The organism is Ensifer sp. KUDG1 (genome assembly GCF_050434285.1).
Taxonomy (GTDB): Bacteria; Pseudomonadota; Alphaproteobacteria; order Rhizobiales; family Rhizobiaceae; genus Ensifer.
The window spans coordinates 113,297-138,605 of the sequence record NZ_JBNDIG010000002.1; the positions used below are offsets into that span (position 1 = coordinate 113,297).

21 protein-coding genes and 1 pseudogene are annotated in these 25,309 nt (G+C 64.0%); 9 read left to right on the plus strand and 13 right to left on the minus strand.

Annotated features, from left to right (window positions below):
- Positions 1 to 85: 85 nt before the first annotated feature.
- From M2267_RS05975 to M2267_RS05995, 5 genes and pseudogenes are all read right to left on the minus strand, one after another.
- A pseudogene (locus M2267_RS05975) lies at positions 86 to 328 on the minus strand (N-acetyltransferase family protein); the annotation flags it as partial.
- Between the two features lie 27 nt (positions 329 to 355).
- Complete coding sequence (locus tag M2267_RS05980) at positions 356 to 886, minus strand: dihydrofolate reductase family protein (protein WP_429113204.1); 531 nt, start codon at positions 884 to 886, stop codon at positions 356 to 358.
- A gap of 150 nt (positions 887 to 1,036) precedes the next feature.
- The gene (locus M2267_RS05985; RefSeq protein ID WP_429113206.1) at positions 1,037 to 1,402 is read right to left on the minus strand and encodes a hypothetical protein; all 366 of its coding nucleotides are present in this window, start codon (positions 1,400 to 1,402) and stop codon (positions 1,037 to 1,039) included.
- A gap of 194 nt (positions 1,403 to 1,596) precedes the next feature.
- Positions 1,597 to 2,886 carry an NAD(P)/FAD-dependent oxidoreductase gene (locus M2267_RS05990; RefSeq protein ID WP_429113208.1) on the minus strand — a complete coding sequence of 430 codons (1,290 nt, stop codon included), beginning with the start codon at positions 2,884 to 2,886 and terminating at the stop codon, positions 1,597 to 1,599.
- A gap of 383 nt (positions 2,887 to 3,269) precedes the next feature.
- Complete coding sequence (locus M2267_RS05995) at positions 3,270 to 4,727, minus strand: L,D-transpeptidase family protein (protein WP_429113210.1); 1,458 nt, start codon at positions 4,725 to 4,727, stop codon at positions 3,270 to 3,272.
- A 164-nt stretch (positions 4,728 to 4,891) separates the two neighbouring features.
- On the opposite strand from M2267_RS05995, the gene M2267_RS06000 reads away from it, so the two are divergent.
- The 3 genes from M2267_RS06000 to M2267_RS06010 all read left to right on the plus strand — a co-directional run bounded on the left by M2267_RS06000 (position 4,892) and on the right by M2267_RS06010 (position 6,582).
- Positions 4,892 to 5,737: a DUF4432 family protein gene (locus tag M2267_RS06000; RefSeq protein WP_429113211.1), complete on the plus strand. Its 846-nt coding sequence runs from the start codon at positions 4,892 to 4,894 to the stop codon at positions 5,735 to 5,737.
- Between the two features lie 92 nt (positions 5,738 to 5,829).
- On the plus strand, positions 5,830 to 6,168 hold the full coding sequence (locus M2267_RS06005; protein ID WP_043615821.1) for a TIGR01244 family sulfur transferase: 339 nt from the start codon (positions 5,830 to 5,832) through the stop codon (positions 6,166 to 6,168).
- A gap of 63 nt (positions 6,169 to 6,231) precedes the next feature.
- Positions 6,232 to 6,582 (plus strand): cupin domain-containing protein, encoded by a 351-nt coding sequence (locus M2267_RS06010; protein WP_043615823.1) that lies wholly within the window; start codon positions 6,232 to 6,234, stop codon positions 6,580 to 6,582.
- A gap of 131 nt (positions 6,583 to 6,713) precedes the next feature.
- Here the strand turns inward: M2267_RS06010 and M2267_RS06015 are convergent, their stop codons facing one another.
- From M2267_RS06015 to M2267_RS06025, 3 genes are all read right to left on the minus strand, one after another.
- The gene (locus tag M2267_RS06015; protein WP_429113214.1) at positions 6,714 to 8,360 is read right to left on the minus strand and encodes a thiamine pyrophosphate-binding protein; all 1,647 of its coding nucleotides are present in this window, start codon (positions 8,358 to 8,360) and stop codon (positions 6,714 to 6,716) included.
- A gap of 81 nt (positions 8,361 to 8,441) precedes the next feature.
- On the minus strand, positions 8,442 to 9,386 hold the full coding sequence (locus M2267_RS06020) for a DMT family transporter (protein WP_371742517.1): 945 nt from the start codon (positions 9,384 to 9,386) through the stop codon (positions 8,442 to 8,444).
- Positions 9,387 to 9,406: 20 nt separating this feature from the next.
- Complete coding sequence (locus M2267_RS06025; RefSeq protein ID WP_429113215.1) at positions 9,407 to 10,342, minus strand: alpha/beta fold hydrolase; 936 nt, start codon at positions 10,340 to 10,342, stop codon at positions 9,407 to 9,409.
- 188 nt (positions 10,343 to 10,530) lie between these two features.
- Here M2267_RS06025 and M2267_RS06030 point away from each other — a divergent pair, with 188 nt between their 5' ends.
- The 4 genes from M2267_RS06030 (at position 10,531) to metF (ending at position 15,768) form a co-directional block, all read left to right on the plus strand.
- The gene (locus M2267_RS06030) at positions 10,531 to 11,310 is read left to right on the plus strand and encodes a ribonuclease T2 (RefSeq protein WP_429113217.1); all 780 of its coding nucleotides are present in this window, start codon (positions 10,531 to 10,533) and stop codon (positions 11,308 to 11,310) included.
- 207 nt (positions 11,311 to 11,517) lie between these two features.
- On the plus strand, positions 11,518 to 13,167 hold the full coding sequence (gene ettA / locus M2267_RS06035) for an energy-dependent translational throttle protein EttA (RefSeq protein WP_043615834.1): 1,650 nt from the start codon (positions 11,518 to 11,520) through the stop codon (positions 13,165 to 13,167).
- Positions 13,168 to 13,771: 604 nt separating this feature from the next.
- On the plus strand, positions 13,772 to 14,791 hold the full coding sequence (locus tag M2267_RS06040; protein ID WP_043615837.1) for an ArsR/SmtB family transcription factor: 1,020 nt from the start codon (positions 13,772 to 13,774) through the stop codon (positions 14,789 to 14,791).
- A 2-nt stretch (positions 14,792 to 14,793) separates the two neighbouring features.
- Positions 14,794 to 15,768: a methylenetetrahydrofolate reductase [NAD(P)H] gene (gene metF, locus M2267_RS06045; protein ID WP_429113220.1), complete on the plus strand. Its 975-nt coding sequence runs from the start codon at positions 14,794 to 14,796 to the stop codon at positions 15,766 to 15,768.
- Positions 15,769 to 16,462: 694 nt separating this feature from the next.
- Here the strand turns inward: metF and M2267_RS06050 are convergent.
- The 5 genes from M2267_RS06050 to M2267_RS06070 form a co-directional block, all read right to left on the minus strand.
- Positions 16,463 to 17,401 carry a DMT family transporter gene (locus M2267_RS06050; protein ID WP_429113223.1) on the minus strand — a complete coding sequence of 313 codons (939 nt, stop codon included), beginning with the start codon at positions 17,399 to 17,401 and terminating at the stop codon, positions 16,463 to 16,465.
- A 297-nt stretch (positions 17,402 to 17,698) separates the two neighbouring features.
- Complete coding sequence (locus M2267_RS06055) at positions 17,699 to 18,928, minus strand: lytic murein transglycosylase (RefSeq protein ID WP_429113225.1); 1,230 nt, start codon at positions 18,926 to 18,928, stop codon at positions 17,699 to 17,701.
- A gap of 141 nt (positions 18,929 to 19,069) precedes the next feature.
- Positions 19,070 to 19,861, minus strand: a complete 792-nt coding sequence (locus M2267_RS06060; RefSeq protein WP_043615848.1) for a glycoside hydrolase family 25 protein — start codon at positions 19,859 to 19,861, stop codon at positions 19,070 to 19,072.
- A gap of 240 nt (positions 19,862 to 20,101) precedes the next feature.
- Entirely contained in the window at positions 20,102 to 20,737 is a 636-nt protein-coding gene (locus tag M2267_RS06065; protein ID WP_429114503.1) for a class I SAM-dependent methyltransferase, read from the minus strand.
- Between the two features lie 36 nt (positions 20,738 to 20,773).
- Positions 20,774 to 22,024 carry a DUF3419 family protein gene (locus M2267_RS06070; RefSeq protein WP_429113227.1) on the minus strand — a complete coding sequence of 417 codons (1,251 nt, stop codon included), beginning with the start codon at positions 22,022 to 22,024 and terminating at the stop codon, positions 20,774 to 20,776.
- Positions 22,025 to 22,202: 178 nt separating this feature from the next.
- On the opposite strand from M2267_RS06070, the gene M2267_RS06075 reads away from it, so the two are divergent.
- Positions 22,203 to 23,762, plus strand: coding sequence for a putative bifunctional diguanylate cyclase/phosphodiesterase (locus M2267_RS06075; RefSeq protein WP_429113229.1), 1,560 nt, complete (start codon positions 22,203 to 22,205; stop codon positions 23,760 to 23,762).
- Positions 23,763 to 23,903: 141 nt separating this feature from the next.
- The gene (locus M2267_RS06080; protein WP_429113231.1) at positions 23,904 to 25,256 is read left to right on the plus strand and encodes a serine hydrolase domain-containing protein; all 1,353 of its coding nucleotides are present in this window, start codon (positions 23,904 to 23,906) and stop codon (positions 25,254 to 25,256) included.
- Positions 25,257 to 25,309 lie beyond the last annotated feature (53 nt).

Below are 25,309 nucleotides of genomic sequence, written 5' to 3' on the forward strand. Positions count from 1 at the left end.
GATGATCCGGGGCGTTTTTCGTTGCGGGACTGGTGGGCCTGCCGAAAGGCATTGCAAGCTTTGCGGATTGACCGCGTGTCTTCGCCTAGAGCTTGCGAAATATCACGAAGGCATCGACGTAGCCGAGCGAAGGGTGAAGGAATGCCTTCGGAACCCGGCCGACGATCTCAAATCCGAGCGACTGCCACAGCCGCACGGCGCGTTCATTGCTGCTTACGACGACGTTGAACTGCATGGCCCGGAAGCCTCTTGCGCGAGCGTGGGCGAGAGAGTGCTCATGCATCTGGCGGGCCACGCCTCGGCCACTTGCCTTTGCGTCTGTCATGTATCAATTCGCTACGAGTGCGCCGCCAGACTATGCGGGAACGTAGGTGAGCCTCACGACATCCTCGCCGATCCGGTCATGGGAGATCAGGCGGAGCGGCGGCCGGGGGCCGGCGAAATAGGGGTTGCCGCGGCCGAGCACGACCGGGTGCAGGTAGATCCGGTACTCGTCGATCAGGCCAAGCTCGGTGAGGCAGTGCGCGAGGACGGGGCCTGCCACTTCGATCTCGCCGTCGTGTTCGGCCTTCAGCTTGCGCACTGCGCTGGCAAGATCACCATCGATGAGCCGGGCGTTGGGGCCGACTGCGGTCAGAGTGCGCGAAACCACATATTTCGGCTGCTTCCGCCACGCCGCCGCGAAGGCCTGTTCGTCCGCACCCCATTCGGCATGCTCGTCGTCCCAGTAGCGCATGATCTCGTAGATCCGCCGACCGTACAGGCTGCCAGCCTGCTCTTCGGCCTCCTTGATGAAATGGCGGAAGAGCGTGGGGCTTGGCGCAAACTCCATGTGGTCGACGTAGCCGTCCAGCGACTGGTTCATTCCGAACACGAGCTTAGCCATGGCCAGTTCCTTGTCTTGAATGGCGCGTTCTAACGGGTCTGCTTGCGATGTGCGATACGTGGAGGCTAAGCTGACTGATCTCAAGTCGCAAGCGGTTTTTGTGCTTCGACATCGAAGCGCACTGCCATGCGCCACCAGCGGCCGCTGGCGCTACTGCGAATTGGCCGCTGTCGGCAGCCTTCGCTTCGTCACGGCCTTTTCAAGGTGCTGATCGTACCAGCGATCGGGGAACTTGATGTCCCACATGTGGCGGCGCAGCGTTTCCGCCTCGATGTCCTGATATCCCAGCTCCTCCAGCCGAAGCAGAAGCAGCATATGATCGCTAATGACGATCAGCCGGGCGTGATTGCCGACCTGGAGCAGTGCCGGGCGCAATGCCGCGTAGGATTTGAAGCCGAACGAAGCGGCGATTGCCTCGTCCAGGTGCGACGACTTGATGTGAGGGTAACGATCTCGAAGGGACTTCTTCAGGGCGGCGATGTTGGACGGCGAGAACCTGAGCTGCGGGTTCAGCATGAGACGATCCGATGTTCGTGGTCGAAGTCTGCCGATTACGCTTCGACGTTGATGAACATGGTCGTCGACAAAAGTTCCGCGTCCCTTCAACCCGGCAGCAGGTTCGGATGGGCACCCGAGACGGACGCTACACCTCAGGGTTTCAATGTTCAAGATACGTCAGCATGGGCCGGAACGGCTGTTCCGTGCCCGCCTTAAAACCGCCGGTCGAAGAAATGCTTGGCCTGGGCGCCTGCGTGGTAGAAGGCGGACTTCACGCCGCGCCAGGTATCCGGGGTCACGGGCGTTTCGGCAAGCGGGATCGCCGAGGTTTCGCCGGTGACGTGGCTGGCGAGTGCGCGGCCGAAGACGGTGCCCGGTGCGATGCCGCGGCCGTTGTAGCCGCTGACGGAGACGACGTTCTCGGCGAGCGTGTGCATGGCCGGCAGGTTGTTTGTGGTCATGCCAATGCGGCCGTCCCACCAGTACTCGAAGCGGAAATCGCCGAGGAACGGGAAGAGCTTGCGCACGGAGCGGGCGGCAAAGGCGCGATGCGTACCTTCGGCCATCGCGTCGAGGCGGCCGATCGAACCGAAGATCAGCCGGTTCTGCTGGTCCATGCGGAAGGAGGTCATGACGAGGCCGGTGTCCCAGGTGCCCTGACGTTCCGGCAGGATGCGCTTGGCGATGGCGTCCGGCAGCGGATTGGTGGCGAACTGGAAATAGGGCAGGATCGTCAGTTCCTGCGTATGCGCCTGCCAGGGGCTTTCGGCGAAGAGGCCGCCATAGGCATTGGTGGCGAGGATCACCTGCCTGGCGCGCACCACGTTGTTGCCGGCCTTCAGCACCCAGCTGTCGCCCTGACGCTCGGCGCCCGTCAATGGCGTGTCGGTATAGATCTCGGCGCCGGCGGCAAGCGCCGCACGGGCAAGTCCGCGGGCATAGGCGAGCGGCTGGATGGTGCCGGCGCGGCGATCGAGCAGGGCGCCGGAAAAACCTTCAGCGCCGGTGAGCGCGTGCGCGCGTTCGGCCGAGAGCGCCTCGACCGGCGCGCCGCGCTTCTGCCACTGCGCTTCACGGTCCTTGATCTCGGTGACGCCTTCGCTGCCGACGGCCATGTGCAGGGTGCCGTTGCGCACCGCTTCGCAGACGATCCCGTGTTTTTCGACGAGCGCATAGACCATGGAGGGCCCGTCGCCGAGCTCGGTCAGCAGCCGGTTGCCGGCCTCGGGGCCGAGCGTCGAGATCAGGTCGTCGGGCTTCACCCACATGCCGGCATTGACGAGGCCGACATTGCGGCCGGAGCCGCCGAAGCCGATCATCTTGGCTTCGATGACCGTTGCCTTCACGCCTTTTTCGGCCAGGTGCAGTGCTGCGGAAAGGCCGGTGAAGCCGCCGCCGATGATCGCCACATCGGTCGTCAGGTCCTGGCCGAGAGGCCTGGTCTCAGGGGCGGCCGGTGCCGTCGCATGCCAGAGGTTGGGCAGGGTGCGCTCCGTCGCCATTCAGGCCATCCTTCAAGTGCGGCCGTAGGTCGGCCATTGTCATAGAGATATCCGGTGATAGCCGATTGCCGGAAAAATTCTCATGACAATGTTTCATGAAGTCATGATGGACGGCGAGGGCGGGAGCGGGGCGTTGCAGCCGGCGCTTGAAAAAGAACCGCAGCTGGGTCGTCGGCAGCTGCGGTCTTCGTAAATGGATAGGTCTGAAACGATTTAGCCGACGGGTCGGCACAAAGACATTTAACAAGAGTGCCTTGTCGTGGATGGTCAACCAGGCAATCCCATCATCTATGCTGCAGACGCGAAGTCACTCACCCAATTGGGGGAAACGCGCAAAAAATGCCAAAAAAACAACGCTCCGCCTGAGGGCGGCGGCCGGTTCGTCAGTCGACGAACTCGACCGTGACGCCGGTGCTCACCATCTTGGCAAGTTCGGTCGCGTCCCAGTTGGTCAGGCGCACGCATCCATGGCTCTGGGTCTTGCCGATCTTTGAGGGTTCCGGCGTGCCGTGAATGCCGTAGGTGGGCTTCGAAAGCGCGATCCAGACCGTGCCGACGGGGCCGTTCGGGCCGGGCTGCAGGGTCAGGACCTTGTCGTTGTTGCCCTGCTTGAAGTTGATCTTCGGATTGTAGGTATAGCCCGGATTGAGCGCGATGCGCTCGACATTGACCGTGCCTGACGGAGACGGCGTGTCGGAGGAGCCGATGGTCGCCGGATAGGCGGCGATCAGCTTGCCGGCGTCGTCATAGGCCAGCACCTGCTTGCGGCCCTTGTCGGCGAGGATGCGGGCGACCTTGCCGGTCTTGTTGGCGCCGGGGTTGATCACCTTGATGATCGTGCCGGGAATGGTGAAGTCGACGCCCGGGTTCAGTTCGCGTAGATACGCTTCGTCCATGTGGAATTTCTCGCCGAGCATTTCGGTCGTCGAGGTGAAGGACATGTGCGGAAGCTGCGCCTTGTGGGCGTAATCCTCGGGGATCGACGCGACATAGGGGCCAGCGGCATCGGCGGCCGTGATCGTGTAGCTGGTGATCGGCATGCCGCCGCTCATGCGCAGCCGCTCGAGAATGTCGTCGGTGTTGTTGGGGTCGAGCGTTTCGCCTGTCGACTGCTGCCAGGCCTCGATCGCCTTGGTGACGTTCGAGCCCATCTTGCCGTCGATCACGCCGGGTGAAAAACCTTCACGATCGAGGAAGACCTGCAGCGCCGTGATCTCGGCGCGCGACTTCGACTTGACCGAGATCGCCGGCGGCATCGAGGGGCCGGCCGGGCTGCTGACGTTTGGATCAATCGAGGCTTCCTGCGTGCCGTCGATCAGGCCCGGCAGGCTGTTCGGCAGCTCGTTGCCGTCGGTCGACGGCGGCACGACGTCGCGATAGTCGGGGATCGAACCGGTGGTGACCTCGCCGGGTTCGGAGTAACCGTAGCCGCGCTCGGTTTCCCGGTAGCGCCGGTTGGAATAGATATCCACGTCACCCTGGCGGCGGTAGCCGCCATAGTCACCCTGGCGGTTGCCGCCGTAGTCGCGTTGACGTCCACGATTATTGGGCACCACGGTTGCGACCACATTGCCCCAGTTGTCGATCAGAAGCGTGCGGCCGCGGCTGTCGCGCATCGTCTGCACTTCGTCGGACCGGGGCACATAGTCGAGGATCTCGCCATCGGGCGTGACCAGCATGACGTCTTCGCCATAGCGATTGTAGCCGCGATAGTCCTGTGCGAAGGCGGCCGTCAGATCCACGGCAAAAAAGCCGACTGCGGCGAGAAGCGAAAGGCCTGTGCGGGTCGCTGACGTCACGGGTAAACCTGTTTTCATTGGTGTAGATCTGGCGCGGTACATTTGGATTTCGACGTTAATGTGAAAAAAATGAATTCATCATGAACAAGCGGTTAAATTCTATCTAGGCGGACCGGCATCGGGCTTCAACCGATGAATTGTGTCTATCCTCGGGTATCATCTCTTTGTGATTGCAGTGATTCTCGACCTTTTTGAGGAGCAGCAGCATGCTGAGGACGCTTGAGGAACCAAGGGACGCCGGAGAGAATCATGTGCTGTTCGACCGGCTTTCGGCGCTCGACATCGCCGCCTTCGTCGTCGACGGCGTCGACCTGTCGCCGGGTGCTGCGATCCCGTCCGATGGCGACCCGAGGATCGACCGGGCGCTCGCCGGCTTTCTCTTTACCTGCGGGCCGGACCATATCCGCCATCCCGAGGCGATCGAAGGTGGCGCGGAGGGCGTACGCTATCCGCTGCACGGCTCACTGGCCGGGACTGCGGTCAGCCATACGGAGATGGCGGGCGACGGGGCCGAGTGTACGGCGACGATCGATGTGGCGCTTGCGGGTGGCGGGCAGGCTCGCGTCGAGCGGCGCTGGCGGATCGATGCCGCGCGGCATGAAGTGGTGCTCGAGGATCGCGTCGTCAATTCAGGCGTCATCGCCTTTCCGCCAATGATGATGTACCACCTCAATATCGGCGGCCGGCTGCTCGGGGACGAGACTCGTATCGTCAGCGCGTCGCTTGCGGGCGGTAAGAGCGTCTGGCGCTTCGGCACGGGCGAGAGCGCGCATTTCTGCCTGCCGGCGGCCATCGGTTCCGATGGCTGGTCGGAGGTCACGCTTGCAGGCCTTGACGGTCTCGCCGGGCGAAACCTGAAGGTGCGGTTCGGGGCCGAGACGCTGCCGTTCCTGCAGATGTGGCGCTGCCAGCGCGGCACGGCGGATGTGATCAGCATCGAACCGGTGTCGCACCGGATCGCCAAGCGGCCGGAGCTGGCTGCGGCCGGCGAGTTGGTTCCGCTTTCGCCGGGGGAGGCGCGGAGCTATTCCGTCGCCTTCTCGGTTGTCTGATCGGACGTCTCGACGCCTGCGGCTTTTGATTGACGGGAGCGGAGGCTGCGCCTACATCAGAGGCCGAGAAAATTGCCTCAAGGAAGACGACCATGGACATCCGCCAGATCAACGACGAATACTCGGTCACCGGCCAGATCACGGTCGAGGATCTCGACCAGGTCAAGGCGCTCGGCTTCAAGTCCATCGTCTGCCACCGCCCGGACTTCGAGGCGCCGGACCAGCCGACCTTTGATTCCATTGCCGCGCGCGCCGAAGAACTGGGCATCGAAACCAAGCACATTCCGGTCGGCCCGATGGGCGTGACCGCCGATGCCGTGAAAAGCATGGTCGACGCGCTCGACGAGTTCCAGCGGCCGATGCTCGGCTATTGCCGCTCGGGTGCGCGCTCGACGGCCGTCTACCAGCAGACCCAGCATATCCGCGGCTGAGCCACGCAAAATCCAGACTCTCGCGCTCGGCCACATCGTTCCATCTGACAGTGGAGGATCGGCATGGCCGAAGCGCATCTCGTTACGCGCGCGCAATGGGCAGACGAGCCCGACGCCTGGAAGGGCGAATTCGAGGGCGGCGCCTATGGCGCCGGCCTCTCGGTGATCTTCGTTTCAACGGATGAGATCGGCTACGGGCCGAAACTGCACCGCCATCCCTATCCCGAAACCTTCATCGTGCGCGTCGGCCGCGCCCGCTTCACCGTCGGCGACCGCATCATCGATGCCGAGGCCGGCCAGATCGTCGTGGCGCCGGCCAATGTGCCGCACAAGTTCGAGAACCTCGGGCCGGGACGGCTGGAGACGACCGACCTGCACGAGGCCGGTGCGTTTTCGACCGAGTGGCTGGAGTAGGCGGAAGTACGGTTCTCAGCCTTTGGTGGGATTCGCAGACGTGGCGCTGCTGGATTCCGGTGACGAGCACAGGAAGCCAGCCACGGCGCGTCTGCGCCGTGATCGACCATTTCATAAAGGCAGCCTTCCGCTCAGCCGTTGCGGATATCCGTCAGCGTGCGCGTCGGGGTGATCGCTTCGGGATCGAGCTTGATCTCGATGATCGCCGGCTTGCCGCTGGCGCGCGCCCTCAGGAACGCGTCGGCGAACTCTTCCGTCTTCTCGACCGTCTCGCCATGACCGCCATAGGCGCGGGCAAGGGCTGCAAAGTCAGGGTTGGTGAGGTCGGTGGCACTGACGCGGCCGGGATAATCACGCTCCTGGTGCATACGGATCGTGCCGTAGATGCCGTTGTTGACGACGACGGTGATGATCGGCAGGCGGTAGCGCACGGCGGTGGCGAATTCCTGGCCGTGCATCAGGAAGCAGCCGTCGCCGGCAAAGCAGATGACTTCGCGATCCGGATGCAGCTGCTTGGCCGCAACGGCCGCCGGCAGGCCGTAACCCATCGAGCCGGAGGCGGGGGCCGCCTGCGTGGCATAACGACGGAAGCGGTGGAAACGGTGCACCCAGGTGGCGTAGTTGCCGGCGCCGTTGGTGAAGATCGTATCCTCCGGCACATTCGCCTCGATCCAGTTCATGATCGGACCCATCTGCACGGCGCCCGGGCCGGTCTGCGGCGGGGTCGACCACTTGAGATAGGCGGCGTGCATGATCTCGGTGCGCTCCGACCAGGTCGGTTCGCTTGCCGGTGCAAGGCCTTCAAGCGCGGCGACGAAGTCGCGCGGGCTGGCGGCGATCGCCAGTTCCGGCCGGTAGACGCGGCCGAGTTCGGAACTGTCGGGATGCACATGCACCATCGTCTGGCGCGGGTAGGGGCTGTCCATCAGCGTGTAGCCGGAGGACGGCATTTCCGAGAAACGGCCGCCGACAAGCAGGATGAGATCCGCTTCCTTGACCTCCTTTGCCAGCGCGGGGTTGATGCCGATGCCGACGTCGCCGGCATAGTTCGGGTGCAAGTGATCAAACAGCATCTGGCGGCGGAAGGAGCAGCCGACCGGTAGCTTCCAGCGCTCGGCGAAGCGCTGGAATTCGGCGACGCTTTCCGAAGTCCAGCGGGTGCCGCCGAGAATGGCGATCGGACGCTTGGCCGCGCTCAGCATTTCGCCGAGCCGCTTGACCTGTGCCGGGCCCGGATGACCTTCGACCGGCTGGTAAGGCTTGGCGGCAGGCGCCTCTGCGCTGCGCGTCAGCATGTCCTCCGGCAGCGTCAGCACGACAGGGCCGGGGCGGCCTGACGTGGCGACGGCGAAGGCGCGGGTGACGAATTCCGGAATGCGGGCGGGATCGTCGATCTCGCCCACCCATTTGGCGACCTCGGTAAAGGCGCGGCGGTATTCGATTTCCTGGAAGGCCTCGCGCTCGCGCGCTTCGCTCTGCACCTGGCCGATGAAGAGGATCATCGGGATCGAATCCTGCTTGGCGACATGGAGGCCGGCCGACGCGTTGGTGGCACCTGGGCCACGGGTCACCATGCAGATGCCGGGCTCGCCGGTCAGCCGCCCCCAGGCGTCCGCCATCATCGCGGCCCCGCCTTCCTGGCGGCAGACGAGCACGTCGATGTCGGTGTCGTAGAGCGCGTCGAGCACGGCGAGATAGCTTTCCCCCGGCACGCAGGCGATGCGCTTCACCCCGTTGGCGACGAGCGCGTCGACGATGAGCTGACCTCCAGTTTTCATGATATTCCTCCCGATGGTCTTTCTTTTGTTTTCAGATTGGCTTTTGTTTTCAGATGGCTGTGTTGTCAGATAGGTCTGTTGTCAGATGGCTGGCGACACCGGAGCGACGCTCGTGTCCTTGTGCACGCGGCGCTCGCGCCAGATGATGTAGAGGCCGGAGCCGATGATGATGGCAATGCCGAGCCACTTCAGTGCGTCGGGCAGGTCTCCGAAGACAAGCCAGCCGAAGATCGTGGCAGAGACGATTTCGAGATATTGCAGCGGCGCCAGCACAGAAGCCGGGGCGGCGCGATAGGCATAGACGCCGAGCACACCTGATATGGTCGCGGTGACGCCGACGCCGAGCAGGTAATACCAGGTGTAACCTTCCGGCCAGACCGGATCGAAAATGCCGGAGCCGGTGCCTTCGCCGAAATAGAGCAGCACGAGACAGAAGAGCGCGCCCCAGACGCCGGCGTGAAACTGCATCGACCAGGGGTCCTCGTTCTGCGCCACCATGCGGGTAACGAGCAGGAACACGGCAAGGCCGAAGGCGGCAACGACAGGCAGCAGGGCAATCCAGCCGACTTCCTGCATGCTCGGCTGAATGACGAGCAGCGCGCCGAAGAAGCCGACGCCGCAGGCGGTGTAGCGCCGCCAGCCGATGGTCTCCTTCAGGAATATGCTGCCGAGGATCGTCAGGATGATCGGCTCGACGAAGAAGATCGCGATCGCATCGGCGACCTCCATGACCTTCAGCGTGGTGATGAAGGAGAGCATGGTCACCACCAGAAGCCCGCCGCGCAGCGCGTGCAGCCCGGTCTTCTTCCAGGTGAGATCGAACAGGCTGCCGCGGACAAGCACGATCGGCAGGATGAAGACGACCTGCAGCAGAAAGCGCACGGCGGTGATTTCGGCTGACGGGACGGTGGCGATCGCGAGCTTGGCGAAGATGTCGATCAGCGGCGAGAGCAACACCGAGATCACCATCAGCGTCAGCCCGAAGGAGATGCGGTTGTGGTCGGCGGCGATCCTGGGAAGCGACATGTCAGCCATGATATTTCCGGTCAGCGCCGCCCTGCGACGGCGCGCAGACACCAGGCGGCAAAGTCTGCCGTCGCCTTTTCCCGGCCGATTTCGTTCAGCGTTTCGTGGCGCATGCCGTCATAGACGGTGACGGTGACGTCGCTGAGGCCCGCCGCCTTCATCTTCGTGCCGAGCCAGCGGATGGCGTTGCCCATCTCGGTCGACGGGTCGGCGCCGCCGCCGACGAGATGGATGGGCAGGTCTTTCTTCAGCCGCGCCAGCCGCTCGGGCCGGGGGCCGTCGAAGGACAGCCGGAAGAGGTCGAGCCAGAGCGAGACGGTGGCATCGGCGCCGCACAGCGGGTCGGCGGCATATTTCGCGACCTCGGCATCGTCGCGCGACAGCCAGTCGAGATCGGTCTTGCGATCCTTGATCGCGCCGCCCCACATGCCGAAGGTGAGCTTGGTCAGGAGCGGGCTCGGCACGTCAGATCCCTTGAGCGCCTTTTCGATCTTCAGGATCGCCTGCCCGCCGCGGCCGGCAAGGCCCGGGCGAAAATTGGAGTTCCAGACGGCGAGCGCATCATAGAGGCCGGGATCGGCCTCGGCGGCGTTGAGCGCAATCAACCCGCCCATGGAATGGCCAAAGAGGATGACCGGCAGACCCGGATGGGCGGCGGTCGCGATCGCGCGAATGGCACGGATATCGGCAAACACCTTGTCGAGGCCGTCGCGGTTGGAGAACATGCCGAGCGGCGCGTCGGGCGCGCGCGTTGCACCGTGGCCGCGATGGTCGTGGGCATAGACGTGGAAGCCGTGGCCGGCCATCGCTTCGGCAAAGCGAGCATAACGACCGGAATGTTCACTTAGGCCATGGCTCAAGAGAAGAATGCCGCGGGCATCGGCTGTCGCCGGCACATGGCGCCAGCTCAAGCTGGCACCGGTCGGGCTCTGATGCGTCTTCACCTGCCCGAACATCTCTACTCCCGGAAGCAATCGACAGACCTCAGCGATTTCAAATCGATTTGCACGGCAAAGGCAATCGCCGCTTGTTGATCGTTGCGCATGAGGTCACAAGCGATTTGACGGCAAGCGCATTAGGAGTTGCAATTTTCCCGTTTTGAGCGATATTCGTTCCTGTTTTGTTTTCGCGGGAGGATGTCATGATGAGTTTCTTTAAAGCGATGTCGGGTTCTGTGGCGGGCATCGTGTCCGCATTGGTGCTGCTGCTTGCGCCCGCCGCCTTTGCTGCCGGTGAGGAAGGCGCGGATCAAGGGGCTGGCGAAGGGACTGCGAGCCGAACCCAATATGTATTGGCGATCAGCTGGCAGCCCGGTTTCTGCGAGACGCGGCCGCAGCGCAAGGAGTGCGAGAGCCAGACGGCGGAACGCTTCGATGCCACCAACCTCTCGCTGCATGGCCTGTGGCCGCTGCGCAAGAGCTATTGCGGGGTGGCGGCCGAGGTGCGGGCGACCGACCGCAAGGGCAGCTGGCTGGAGTTGCCGAAGCTTGCCATGGCCGACGACACGGCGGCGCGGCTGCTCATCGCCATGCCGGGCGTACAGTCCGGTCTCGACCGGCACCAGTGGCTGCGAAGCGGTACCTGCCAGAGCGGCTCGGTCGACGACTATTTCTCGGTGCAGCTGCGCATGCTGGAAGAGCTCAACCGCTCGGCGGTCGGGGCACTTTTCCGCCAGCGTGTCGGCGCGGAGCTCGATGAGGCGACGATCAAGCAGGCCTTCGACCAGAGCTTTGGCGCTGGCGCCGGCGACCGGGTGCGCATGCGCTGCCAGACGGTTCAGGGCCGCAGCATCATCACCGGGCTGACGATCGGGCTCACCGGTGACGTCATGAAGGCGGCGAGCCTCGGGCCGCTGATCCAGGCGGCGGGCACGACCGAGTTCAAGTGCGCCAAGGGCATCGCCGATGCCGCCGGTCGCGGGTAGGGCGTTTCGCCCGGCTGGGCATGTCAGCGCTTAAGGTGCGGCCTTCACGGAGCCGGCCTGTGGCGCCTCCCGGTGCGGCATGCCGGGCTTGCCGATTGGGATGTTCGTTTTGGGATAGGCGGGGGCGGATGCCTTTGATCATTGCCCCCTTCCACTAATTCGCCTACATAGCGGGCAAATTTCCTTATCCCTGCGGAGCATTCCCTCATGGCACGTCAGTTCATCTATCATATGGCCGGGCTTAATAAGTCCTACGGCGCGAAGAAGGTTCTCGAGAACGTTCATCTGTCGTTCTACCCGGACGCCAAGATCGGTATCCTCGGCCCGAACGGCGCCGGTAAGTCGACGGTTCTGCGCATTATGGCCGGCCTCGACAAGGAATTCACCGGTGAGGCCTGGGTCGCCGAAGGTGCGACCGTCGGCTACCTGCCGCAGGAGCCGCAGCTCGACCCGACGAAGACGGTGCTTGAAAACGCCATGGAAGGCGTTGCCAAGAAGAAGGCGATCGTCGACCGCTACAACGAACTGATGATGAACTATTCCGACGAGACGGCGGAAGAGGGCGCCAAGCTCCAGGATATCATCGACAGCCAGAACCTCTGGGATCTGGAGAGCCAGGTCGAGATGGCCATGGAAGCGCTGCGCTGCCCGCCGGGCGACGCGGAAGTCACCAACCTGTCGGGCGGTGAAAAGCGCCGCGTCGCGCTCTGCAAGCTGCTTCTGTCGCAGCCGGACCTGCTGCTCCTCGACGAACCGACCAACCACCTCGACGCCGAGACGATCGCCTGGCTCGAAAAGCACCTGCGCGAATATCCGGGCGCCGTGCTGATGATCACCCACGATCGCTACTTCCTCGACAACGTCACCGGCTGGATCCTCGAACTCGACCGCGGCCGCAGCATTCCTTACGAGGGCAACTACTCGGCCTACCTCGTCGCCAAGGCCAAGCGCATGCAGCAGGAAGGCCGCGAAGAGGCTTCGCGCCAAAAGGCGATCGCCCGCGAACAGGAATGGATCGCATCCAGCCCCAAGGCTCGCCAGGCCAAGTCCAAGGCGCGTATCCGCTCCTACGACGAGCTGGTCAACGCGGCGGAAAATCAGCGTCCCGGCGACGCGCAGATCATCATCCCGGTCGGCGAACGTCTCGGCCAGGTGGTCATCGAGATGGAAGGCGTCACCAAGGGTTATGGCGATCGCCTGCTGATCGACGGCCTGTCGCTGAAGCTGCCGCCGGGCGGCATCGTCGGCATCATCGGCCCGAACGGCGCCGGTAAGACGACGCTCTTCCGCATGATCACCGGCCAGGAACAGCCCGACAGCGGCTCGATCCGCATCGGCGACACCGTGCACCTTGGTTACGTCGACCAGAGCCGCGACGCGCTCGACGGCAACAAGACCGTCTGGGAAGAAATCTCCGGCGGTGCCGAAGTCATCAAGCTCGGCAAGCACGAGATGAACTCGCGCGCCTATTGCTCGACCTTCAACTTCAAGGGCGGCGACCAGCAGCAGAAGGTCGGCAACCTCTCGGGCGGTCAGCGCAACCGCGTTCACCTCGCCAAGATGCTGAAGGCCGGAGGCAACGTCCTGCTGCTCGACGAACCGACCAACGACCTCGACACCGAGACGCTGGCAGCGCTCGAAATCGCGCTCGAAAACTTCGCCGGCTGCGCCGTTATCATCAGCCACGACCGCATGTTCCTCGACCGCCTGGCAACGCACATCCTCGCCTTTGAAGGCGACAGCCAGGTCGAATGGTTCGAAGGCAACTTCGAAGACTACGAGAAGGACAAGATCCGCCGCCTCGGCCCGGATTCGGTCAACCCGAAGCGCGTTACCTACAAGCGCCTGACGCGCTAACACGCGATTGGTGCCGCCATGTTGCGGCGCTGGGACATGCGGCGTCCGTTAAAGCGGGCGCTGCACCAACTGTTCAAGGAACGGGCGAGGCGCAGGCTTCGCCCGTTTTCCTTTACCATCGATCGCGAGGCGAAGCCGGCCAAGGACTGTTTGCGTACAAGGTTCGTTGTCACCGCGGCCGCGCCTTGGCCGCACCTGCAGGACGCTCCGGAGGCGTAGCGAACCGCTCTCCAGTTGCCGTCCCGATGCCGGACGCGAGCGGGGCGTTTGCGGACTTTTGTGGCGGTGCGGCGAGGCGGGTAACCAAACAAGGCGCGGCGTGCCTGGGGCAGGCAGAGGCCCGGATAGCGGGGCCTCCCGCCGGAAGGGTGTCAAGTCTGTCACGAGTGCGTGGCGTTGCCCTTCTTCGGATGGTGAAGCAGACCTGTTGAGACGGCCCGTGCAGGCCTCCTGACGTGCCGTCTGAAGCATCGCTTGTGGCGCATGGCGTCCATGCACAAGCATCTGTTCCGCCAGCGCCATTGTTTGGCCTCTCCGCGCAAATCTGCTTGCGTCACCACCGCAAATCACATAAACATATCTTTATGTGTTGATGGGGATCGCTATGGCTCTGCAGAGAGAACTGGGTCTGGATGCGTTGGTAGACGTGCTGAAGGCGGCGGGTGAGCCGACCCGCATGCGTCTCGTCGCGCTTCTCGCCGCCGGCGATCTGACCGTCACCGACCTTACCGAAATTCTCGGCCAGTCGCAGCCACGTATTTCCAGGCATCTGAAGCTCTTGGCGGAGGTCGAGCTGATCGACCGCTACCAGGAGGGCGCGTGGGCTTATTTCCGCCTCCGTCAGGACGGTGCCCGGGTCGGGCTCGTGCGGGCGATGCTGGCTTCCGCTTCGGCCGACGACGCGGTGCTCGCGCGTGACGCGGCCCGGCTCACCACCTTGAAGAAGGCGCGGTCGGAAAAGGCGCAGGCCTATTTCAGCCGCAACGCGGCCGGCTGGGACGAGCTTCGCCGCCTGCATGTCAGCGAGCGTGATGTCGAGGCGAAGCTGCGCGAGATGGTGGGCGACGAGCCGGTTGAAAGCCTGCTCGACCTCGGCACCGGCACGGGTCGCATCCTGCAGCTCTTCGAGGGCCTCTATCGCCGCGGCATCGGCGTCGACGCCAGCCGCGACATGCTGGCGGTGGCGCGCTCCAATCTCGACCGCGCCGGCATCACCAAGGCGTCGATCCGCCATGGCGACATCTTCAACCTGCCGCTCGACGGCCAGACCTTTGACCTCGTCACCATTCACCAGGTGCTGCATTTCCTCGAAGAGCCGGAAGCGGCGATCGCGGAAGCCGCGCGCATGCTGATGCCGGGTGGACGGTTGGTCATCATCGACTTCGCGCCGCATGGGCTTGAGCATCTGCGTGACGAGCATGCCCATGCGCGCCTCGGCTTCTCGCACCAGGCGATGGCCGATTGGCTGGCGAAGGCCGGCCTTGTGCTCGAAAAGACCACGGATCTTTCGCCTGAGGGGGCGAATGATGGAAAACTGACGGTGACGATCTGGCTCGCGCGTGATCGGCGGGCCGTGAACGAGAATGAAACGCCGCGGCCGCGTGTCCAGGCGGGGGGAGTATGAATATGACGGCACAGACGCTTTACCCGGCCGAACGCGGCAATCTCCGGCTCTCCTTCGAATATTTCCCGCCCAAGACCGACGAAATGGAAGCGCAGCTCTTCCAGACGGCAGACGACCTTTCGGTCTTCGGCCCGGCCTTCATCACCGTCACCTACGGCGCCGGCGGCTCGACCAAGGCGCGTTCGCTGACGACGGTCCGGCGGTTGATCGCGGAAAGCGGCTTTGCCAATACGGCGGCGCACCTGACCTGCGTCGGCGCGCCGAAGGCGGAAGTCGATGCGGTGATCGACGAGTATCTCAGCTTCGGCGTCCGCCACTTCGTGGCGCTGCGTGGCGATCCGCAGGGCGGCATCGGCAGCACCTATCAGCCCCATCCAGAGGGTTACGCCAGCAGCACCGACCTCGTGCGGGCGATCCGCGCGCGTGGCGACGACATCGAGATTTCCGTCTCCTCCTATCCGGAGAAGCACCCGGAGAGCCCTGACGTGGCGGCTGACATCGACATGCTGAAGCGCAAGGTCGATGCGGGCGCAACCCGCGCGCTGACCCAGTTCTTCTTCGACAACAACGATTTCGAGCGCTACCTCGAACGGGTGCGGCGCGCCGGCGTCAACATTCCGATCGTTCCGGGCATCCTGCCGATCAACAATCTGGCGCAGGTGCAGAAGTTTGCAGGCCTCTGTGGCGCCACTGTGCCGGAGGCGATCGTCACGCGGCTCGTGCATCTCGAGGACCAGCCGGTCGAGCGCTTCAAGGAGGCGACGCACATCGCCGCCGAGCAGATCGTCGATCTCGCCCGGCGCGGTGTACGCGACTTCCATATTTATACGATGAACCGCACGCCGCTGGTGACAGCCGTGCTGGATCTCGTCGGTTTTGAGCGGGTGGCCGCAGAAGCGGTGGGCGCGATCGATGCACCGCTGATGGTGGCGGCCGGCGCGGCCCGCACTTTTGCGACGGGCGCGGCCGCTCCGTGAACTTGCGGGTGGCTGCGAAAGCGCCCTCGCGTCCTGGCGCGCCTCAAAGATCGCCGTGGCGCTTTATATGGGGCCATGCCCGTCGAGGCTTGATCGGCTGCGGGTCGCAGCAACGCGCCGCGCTACAGCATCCACCAAAAGGAAAGCGCCCGAAGATCGATCTTCAGGCGCTTTCTCGTTTGTCGCAGCGTCTAGACCTTAAGCTCTCTGGCGGTCTAACTGGCTTGGTGCTGCAAAATGGTTTCCCGGAAATTTAAGTCCCTATTCGGTTTGGACTCTCAGCGGCCGCTCCTCAGATGAAGAGCATCGTGGCCACGAATACGAACGCTGCACTGATCATGAGGACATTCAGCGAATGTGTAAGGCCCATGGAAGACCCTCCCTGCGTTAACGCGTTAAAACATAGGGCGAAATCACGACACGTTAAAGGGAAACTTGTGCTGCAGTGCGAAATGCGTGAGCCGGCGCCGCCTTATTCACAGGCCTATAGTTCTGATTTTATTTAAGTTTCCTGGCCGCCACATTTTTTTCACAATCGCTTCGGCAAGGTTAATATAAACGTTTGTAACCGTGCGTGAGTGGCCCGGAGCGGGACGAAAACGGGCCGTCGATTCCCCGCAAACCACGTCCTTTTCACGCGATGCGAAGCACTCCAGGCGTCTGGTCTTTTCTCGGATTCGGCCGCGATCAGATGTCAGGCGACCCGCCTGAACCGCAGGATCCGACCGTCGAGCACGGCGAGGCCAAGGGCGATCAGCACCATGCCGGCAAAATCGGCCGCCTGCAGCGTCTCGCCGAGGAAGAGGTAGCCGAGCAGGATCGCGCTTGGCGGCACCAGCAGCGTGACCAGCGAGGCATTGGTGGCGCCGGCCGCACGCATGATGCGGAAATAGAGGATGTAGGCATAGGCGGTCGAGACCAGCGCCAGGCCGAGGATCGAAAGGATGACCTCGACGGGTGGCATCGGCAACAGCCAGGGCGTGTCGGTAAAGGCGGCGACGGGCAGCGCGATCAGCGTCGAGGCGGTCAACTGGCCTGCGGCCGTCACGGGAGGGGCGAGATCGCGGAAGCGTTTGCCGTAGGTCGCCGCAAAACCATAGCTGATGGCGGCAAGCACCGGCAGCAGCAGCGCCCAGAGCGGCACGCTGCTTGTGGTGCCGAAGAGACCGGCAACGGCGCTCGGCCCGATCAGGACGACAGTGCCGGCGAGCCCGAGCAGGCAGCCGGCGATCTTGGCGGAACTCAGCTTCTCGTCCTCGGTCGCCATGTTGGCGATGATCACCGTCCACACCGGGGTCGTCGCGTTGAGGATCGCCGCCAGTCCGGCGCCGATATGGGTTTGTCCAAGGAAGATGAAGGCGTGCGGAATGGCGTTGTTGATCAGCCCCATCAGTGCGAATTCGCGCCAGCGGTCGGCAAGAGCCTCGTACATGCCGAAGCGGCCGCGGATATAGATATGCAGCGCCAGGGCTGCCAGGCCCAAGCGCAGGAACACCAGCGTGAAGGGCGGCACATGGGCGACGGCAACGCGGGCGAAGAAGAACGATCCGCCCCAGATCAGGCCGAGCAGGGCAAGCAGCGCCCAGGTCCCGGCGCTCATCTGATTGCCATTGACGGTGGTTCGCGCATTCATGGTGATGCCTATCCGTGCTGATTGCGTGCCGAGCGTCAGTCCTTCTCCGCGCCGGGTGGACGCTTTGGCGCAAGCGCCTGCTTGTCGCTCCCGGATCGGTTGTGTTCCGACACATGATACATAGCCCGGCACGCCCGGCGGAACCACCCAGTTCTTGCGGCGATGACGAGGGCGGCATGAGTGGGGGCGAGCCGGTGGGCACTCATCAACCGGGATCCGGTCGGTCGATGCGGCATGAAAAAACCCCGGAGATCGATCCGATCTCCGGGGCCATGATTTTTGAACGGCGGTTCGGGCTTAGAGCGCGTTCAGGAGTTCGAGCGTCGCCCAGCCGTCGGCCGGACGGCCGAGGCGGAGTTGCTCCTTCTGGAGTGCCGCGCGGGTGCCGGAGCCGAGGATGCCGTCGATCTTGCCGACATCGTGGCCGAGCGTCTGCAGCTTGGTCTGCAGCGCCTTCATGCCGGTGTCGTCGAGGCCCGGCTCCGGGTTGCCGCCCTCATAGGTCGGCGCGCCGCCGAGACGGGTCGCGAAATAAGCGGCCGACGTCGTGTAGATGAACGACTGGTTCCATTCGAGATAGACGTTGAAGTTGGGGTAGGTGAGGAAGGCGACGCCCTTGCGGCCCTGCGGCAGCACGAGCGAGGCTTCCAGATTGCCGAAGGCGGTGTCGCCGTTGCGCGGCTTGACGCCGAGCGCGAACCAGTCGCTGGCCTTCATGCCCGGCTGCAGGCCGGTCTTTTCCCAAGGCAGCTCAGCGGGAACGCTGACTTCCTGGATTACCGGCTGGCCAGCCTTGTAGCCGAGGCTCTGGATGAACTTGGCGGCGGTCAGGATCGCGTCGGGCGAGCTCTTCTTCAGGTTGACGTGGCCGTCGCCATCGCCATCGACGCCATAGGCGATGATGTCTTCTGGAAGCATCTGCACCTGGCCGATCTCGCCGGCCCAGGCGCCGGTCGTCGTTGCCGGGTCGAGGTCGCCATGCTGCACCATCTCGATCGCCGCGATCAGCTGCGGGCGGAACATTTCCGGGCGGCGGCAATCATGCGACAGCGTTACCAGCGCATCGCGGGTGTTGAAGTCGCCCTGGACGGCGCCGAAGTCGGTCTCCATCGCCCAGAAGGCGGTGATGACGGGTGCTGGGACGCCGAATTCCTTCTCGGCGCGGGCAAAGACGTCGGCATATTCCTTCATCTTCTGCTGGCCGATATCGAGGCGCGACTTGCTGACGGTGCGCTTGGAGAATTCGGTGAAGGTCTGCTTGAAGACGCCCTGGGTGCGGTCGCGGCTGAGCACCTTTTCATTGATGGCGGCACCGGCGAGCGCCCGGTCGGCGACATCGGCCGGAACGCCCTTGGCGACCGCCTCGGCCTTCACGCCCTGCAGGAAGGCTGCGAGATCGCCGCCGCAGGCGACCGCCGGGGTTGCTGCCTTCGCGCCCGTCGAGGCTGCGGTCTGGGCGGCAGCGGACGACGCGGTCAACGCCAGAAGAGCGACGGAGGCGAGCGCGCGCCGGGCTGTGCGGGTCATCATGAAATTCCTTTCTTTGCCGTGGGGCGCCTTGCACCGCCACGGGCAACCAAATCGCTACGAAATCTGTCGTTGCTCTTTCAGAGCATTATGACCGAAAGAAGAAAATGGGTTTGTCCGCCGCAGCTATCGGCAGGAATGTCAGTCCTGCTTCGGCTGTGAGACCGCGGCGACCCAGTTCTTCCAGTTTTTCGCCGAGCCGGCGAAGACATTGATATCGGTGGCGCCGTCGATGCCGGGGATGACCCCCGTGCTGGTATATTGCCAGAACGCCCAGCGGCGCTCGACATAGACCTCACCCGGATGCTTGGCGACCGAGCGCACCCAGAAGTGATGTTCCTTAAACTGGTCGACGAGATTGTCGCGGTGGAAGTCGACAGAGGTGTAGATGATCGGGCGCTTGCCGTAGTGGGCTTCGAGCCGGTCCATGAAGCGCTTCATCTCGACGCGCACTTCGTCCGGTGTCGGGCGATGGCGGCAGGTCTTCGATTCGCCGTTCCACTCGACGTCGAGAACCGGCGGCAGATAGACCGCGCTCTTCGGCACATTGGCGATGAACCAGTCGGCCTGGTCGTCGGCGGTCGAGCAGAAGTAATAGAAGTGATAGGGCGCGTAGGGGATGCCGGCGGCGCGCGCCTTCTGCCAGTATTCGGCAAAGCGCGTATCGACCCGGTCCTTGCCTTCGGTCGCCTTGATGAAGGCGAAGGAGACGCCGGAGTTCTTCACCTTCATCCAGTCGATATCGCCATTCCATTTCGAGACGTCGATGCCGTGGATGTTGTGGTGCTGCGGTGTGCGTGTGCCGAAGTTCTGCGGGTCGGTGTCCTGGAAGCGCGGCGGGATCGAAGCCGTCTGCATCAGGTCATAGTCGGTCGACGAGCAGCCCGAAAGAAGGGTGGCAAGAGGCAGCAGAGCCAGGAGAAGCCGGCGCATGATTTTCCTGTCTAGAGACAATCGATGATCCTGCCTCACACGATGGCTTCCCTGTCGGTGATTTCCCCAGTGAGGCGTGAACCTCATTTTCACCATATCATCGTAAAAATTGAGTTAGCTCAAGCGGGAATTGCGGGTGGCAGAAAAGCTAAAAAGCGCCGAAAACCAGGTGGTTTCGGCGCTCGCTGGACAGGCCGACGTCAGGCCGGGTGCAAGACCTTGCCCAAATGGCCCGCCGCCTCAGGCGGCGATCGCCACGGAAGGGCGGTGGTAGACGGCGAGCCAGGCATAGCCGCGGCCGATGGCGCGGCGCTCGAGATCGGCGCCATTTTCGCGGGCTTTCTCGCGCAACACGTCGAAAAGCCGCTCGCGCGGCGTCACGTGGAAGCGGTTGAGCCAGCCATGCAGCGCCCGGCGGAAGCTCGTTGGCAGGCGTTCCTGCTGGCCGAAATCGGCAATGTGCAGCGAGCCACCCGGGTTCAGCGCTGCGATCGCCGCGTCGATTGCCTTTTGCCAGTCGGGGATCATCGACAGCGAATAGGAGATGACGATGTGGTCGAAACCGCTTTCGTCGAAAATCGCCGGGTTGAAGTCCGTCGCGTCGGCGACGCGGAGCGTGGCGCGCCTGTTGCCGCCGCGGTTGAGCTTCGCATCGGCCGAGGTGAGCATTTCCTGGGAGATGTCGAGCCCGAACAGCCGCGCCGAGGGGAAACAGCGGCCGATCAGCGCCAGATTGCGGCCGGTGCCGCACCCGACCTCAAGCACCGAGGCGCTGGAGGCCGGGTTCATTTCGCGGATCAGCGTGTCGCGGCCGAAGAGATAGTACTTCCGCGTCAGATCGTAGAAGTGCCGCTGATAGCGGTACATGTGGTCCATGCGCCGCGCGTGGGAGATCCCGGCCTGTTGCACGTTTCAGCCCTTCTTGCGGTAGATGTGGAAGCCGCCATAGATGGCGGAGCGGTCATCGGCGCCGAGCCGCAGCGCGGTTTCGGCGTCGTAGTGCCACTGGTCCAGCAGAGCCGGGGAGACACGGCCGGGCAGGATGCTGTCTTCCGCCGCCGTGCGGAAGATCACGATGGCACCTTCATCCGCCGTGCGGGTGATCTCGGTCCAGAGGTCGTTCAGCTGCTGGTCGGTCATCCAATCCTGTGCGTCGAGCAGGATGTAGCGATCGACGGAACCGGCGGATTTTCCGGCGAGAAGCTCGGTGAAGCTTGCGTGATGCACCTCGACGCGCTCGGCATTGTTGCGGATCGCCTCATAGGCGCCGGCGTCGAGATAGGGCGGCAGGTCGCCTTCATGCGGCAGCGGGTAGCGGCGGCCGAAGGCCTGCCAGGCGAAGTAGTTTTCGCGCAGCGGGAAGTGACAGGTGAGCTTTTCCAGGCGATGGCGCAGAACGGCGGCGAGCGACTTCTCGGCACTCAGGCTTGCGAGCTCGTCGAACTGCTGCGGCGGGATGCCGAGGCCGAAGAGCGAGCTCTTGCGCCCGGTGATCCAGCGGATGACGGGACGATCGAACAGCGGCGCCAGGCGCTCGTCGAAGAACTGGCGTTGCTCGCGCATGGACCGCGCCTGGACGAAGTCTTCCGGATTGACCCCGTGCAGGCGGGCAAGCAGATGGCTGGCTGCAATGAAGCGGCCGAGCAGGCCGGTGCGGTAGATGTTGCGCCCGAAGACGCCGATGCGCCGGCGGCCGGTCATGTCGCGGCCGTTCCAGTAGCTGCGCGTGGCCGTATCGAGCTTCGGCGCGAGGAAGAGATCGAAGGCCTGGACGTTGCTCGCCGTGCCCTGGGTCGCGAGAAACCGCGTGACGTCCTTGTGGCACGGCAGATGGCGGAAAGCTGCGAGCTTCAGGCGGTTGAGCGCGATATGGTGCGGGTTGAGGTCGACGACGTCTATTCTGCGCGGGCCGGCCGACAGGTAGGTCAGCATGTTGCAGCCGCCGGAGCCGATGGTGACGATCCGGCTTTCCGGGGTCAGCTGCATCGCCTCCATGTCGACGATCGGATCCTCCCAGATCTGCGGATAGACGAGGCCCGAAAAAAGCAGGCCGAAGAGGCGTTCCGAGAGGCCCGCGAGGGAGAAGGTCTTGTGCTGGAGCAGGGCGTTTTTCAGCTTCGGATTTTTTCTGCCAAAGCCTACGTCGGGAGCGAGTTCATTCATCTCTGCCGGTCATCCAGTTGAAACTTAGGCGCTTCTAAAGTGACTCGGCTACACTTTGATGACGGGCTTTCCACAAGGGTCGGGCCGGTCTCTAGAGCCCCAATCTACAATTTTTCACCCATAAGAATTCATTAAACCCTGACGTGCTAGCACCTCCTCACATACGGGGGGCGTCGACATGATGTTAAGTACGTTTCTGCCGAAGCCCGAGCAGCGATTTGCGGCTGCCGGCGCGGCATTGGGGGCTCTGGTTTCTGCGGCGTGGCTTGCCGGTGGAACCGCTCTTCCCGGCGAGATGGCGCCGCACTGGGACGTTCCCGCCGTGCTGGCAGCCGGCGCAATGCCTTTCATCCTCGGCGGCTCCTTCTATCGCTGGCGCTATTCGCGCCGGCTCGAACTCGAGCTGCGTGCGGCGCGGCGCGCCGAGCGCCGCCTGCGCAACGAAGTTCATCGTGACAGGCTGACGGGACTTGCAAACCGCGCAGCCCTCGAAGCCGACATCAGCCAGGCGCTCTGTGCAGAAGGTACCGCGTTTGCCCGCAATGCCCTGCTTCTTCTCGACCTCGACCGCTTCAAGGTGATCAACGATACGCTGGGCCATGACGCCGGCGACCGGTTGCTGGCGCTGTTCGGCGCCCGTCTCAGGCGTGCCTTTGCCGGCGAGGCGACGATCTACCGGCTGGGCGGCGACGAGTTCGTGCTTGCGGCTGCGCACGCGCCGTCTCAAGCCGATGCCGAAATGCTCGCAACGCGGGTCGAGAAGCTGTTCGAAGCGCCGTTCGATCTCGGGGAGACGCGCATCGCGTCCGGCTGCAGCATCGGCATCGCCTTCATCGAGCGGTCGGACAAGTCGACATCCGACGTGTTGAAAAGGGCGGATCTGGCACTCTACGAGGCCAAGGCGATCAGCGGCAACAGCCATGCCTTCCACTCGGAAACCCTGAGCCATGCCGTGCGGCAGCGGGCGGAAGCCGAGCGTGATCTTACGCGCGGTTTCGAGGCGGACGAGTTCTTCCTCGCGTTCCTACCGATCCTCGGCATCGAAAGCGGCTCCATCGGCGGGTTCCAGGCGCTGCTGCGTTGGCGGCATCCGCATCTCGGCGTCATCGGCGCGGAAACGTTCGAGCCGCCGGAACAGAGCGCGATCACGCTGGCGCTGGGCGCCTGGGCGCTTCAAGCCGCCTGCAGGCAGGCGGCCGGCTGGAACGTCCCCAGGGGGCTGACGATCGCACCCTTCGTCTCGCAACTGCGCGACCGCGATTTCGTCACCCAGGTGGAGCGGTGCCTTTCGGATGCCGGACTTTTGCCGGAGCGGTTGACGATCGAGGTCGCCGAGGGCGTCTCGACCGACGATCTTGTCATCGTCACCGACAACTTGCGGGGGCTGCGCGCGCTCGGCGTTCGCGTCGCGCTTGGCGGCGGCTCCGCCTCGTCGCTGCCCCTGAACCAGATCTCCGACGTGCAGCCCGATCAGGTGACCGTCGATCTCGCCGCCGTTCGTGCCGCACATGGCAGCGAGCGCAGCGTGGCCTTGCTCGCCTGCCTGATCAAAACAGGACAGGTGCTGCGGCTTTCGATCGCCGTCAGTGGTGTCGAGAAGGAGAGCGAGGCGGATTGCGCGCGGGCCTGCGGCGCTGCCGAGATCCGCGGCCCCTGGGTTTCGCCTGTTATGGCCGACGTCTCGGTGCTCGTCGGCGACGGCGAGGCGGAAGAGTCGCGCCGCTCGGCCCGGGCTTAAGCGAGACCACGTCACGGGCAGAAAAGCGCTGCACTTTTTTCGACCGCCTGAACGTCTTTCTAATATGAAAAGTTGAGCCGGCCGGGGCTTTCCCTTGCGGCAAAATGCTGGTTCTCTTTGCGCATCAGGCCGGAGGATCGCATGAGACGTTTGTTGAAGATTTCGGGTGCTGTCCTGGCGCTGATCGTCGTCGGCCTGTTCGGCTGGCTTGCGCTGGCGCCGCCGGAACTGTTGAAGGTCGGCGACGGCTATGCCGCGAAGATCGTCTGCTCCAACGTCTTCATCGCCGGACGCGATGCCCAGGCGGTGCTCGCCGACGACGTGCAGGCCCCCGGCCATCCCTTGCTCAAGCTCGTGCGCGTCGGCGTCGACAAGGAGAAGCAACTGGTGACGGCGCGCATCCTCGGTTTTGCCGCACCCGGTTATGCGGCCTACCGTCCGGGTGCCGGCTGCGCCAGCCTGCCCGACGGCAATGCCGCGGCCCTGGCACCGATCGAAACGAAAACCGCCGCGGCAGCGCCGGTGCCGGGTGCGGCCTGGCCCGAAGGCGATGGGGCCGCGATCGAGCCGGCCTTGCAGAAGCTCATCGAGGACGCCGATCTCGCCGGGCCCGGCATGCGGGCGATCGCCGTGATCCGCGACGGGCAGCTGGTGGCGGAAACCTATGGCCAGGGTTTTAACCGTTCGACGCCGCTGCTCGGCTGGTCGATGACCAAGTCGGTGACCGCGGCGCTGATTGGCCTTCGGATCACTGACGGGCGCATGGACGCGTCGCAACGAAACCTGCTGCCGGAATGGGCCGGGGACGAGCGGTCGGCCATCACGCTTGCGGACCTGATGGGGATGCAGAGCGGGCTTTCCTTCAACGAGAATTATGGCGCCGTCACCGACGTGACGCGCATGCTCTATCTGGAAAAGGACATGGCGGGTTTTGCCGCCACGCGGACGCTGGGTGCAAAACCCGGCGCGAACTTCAGCTATTCGAGCGGCACCAGCACGCTGCTGTCGCGGATCTGGATGCGGACCTTCGACGACCCGGCGGCAGCGCTTGCCTTTCCCTATGACGCGCTGTTTGCACCGCTCGGCATGACGAGCGCCGTTCTGGAGACGGACGAGGCCGGAACCTTCGTCGGTTCCTCCTACATGTATGCGACGACGCAGGACTGGGCGCGGTTTGCGCAGTTCCTGCTGCAGGACGGCGTCTGGAAGGGGAAGGCAATGCTGCCGAAGGACTATGTCGCCTTCATGCGCACGCCGACCAAGGCATCGGGCGGGAAATACGGCCAGGGTCAGGTTTGGCTCGAGGAAAACGGGGCGCGGGCAGGAACGGGCAGTTTCCCGGCGGACGCCTTCTGGATGCTCGGCCATGACGGCCAGGCGATCATGCTCGTGCCTTCGCTGAAGCTGGCGGTCGTGCGGCTGGGCCTTACGCCCTCACGCCTTGGCTACGACGTGCAGAAGCTCAACGCCAAAATAATTGAGGCGCTCGATTGAGCGCCTCGTAAGGGAATTCCTGAACCGTCGAGAAGCAGCTTCGCTTCGGGCAA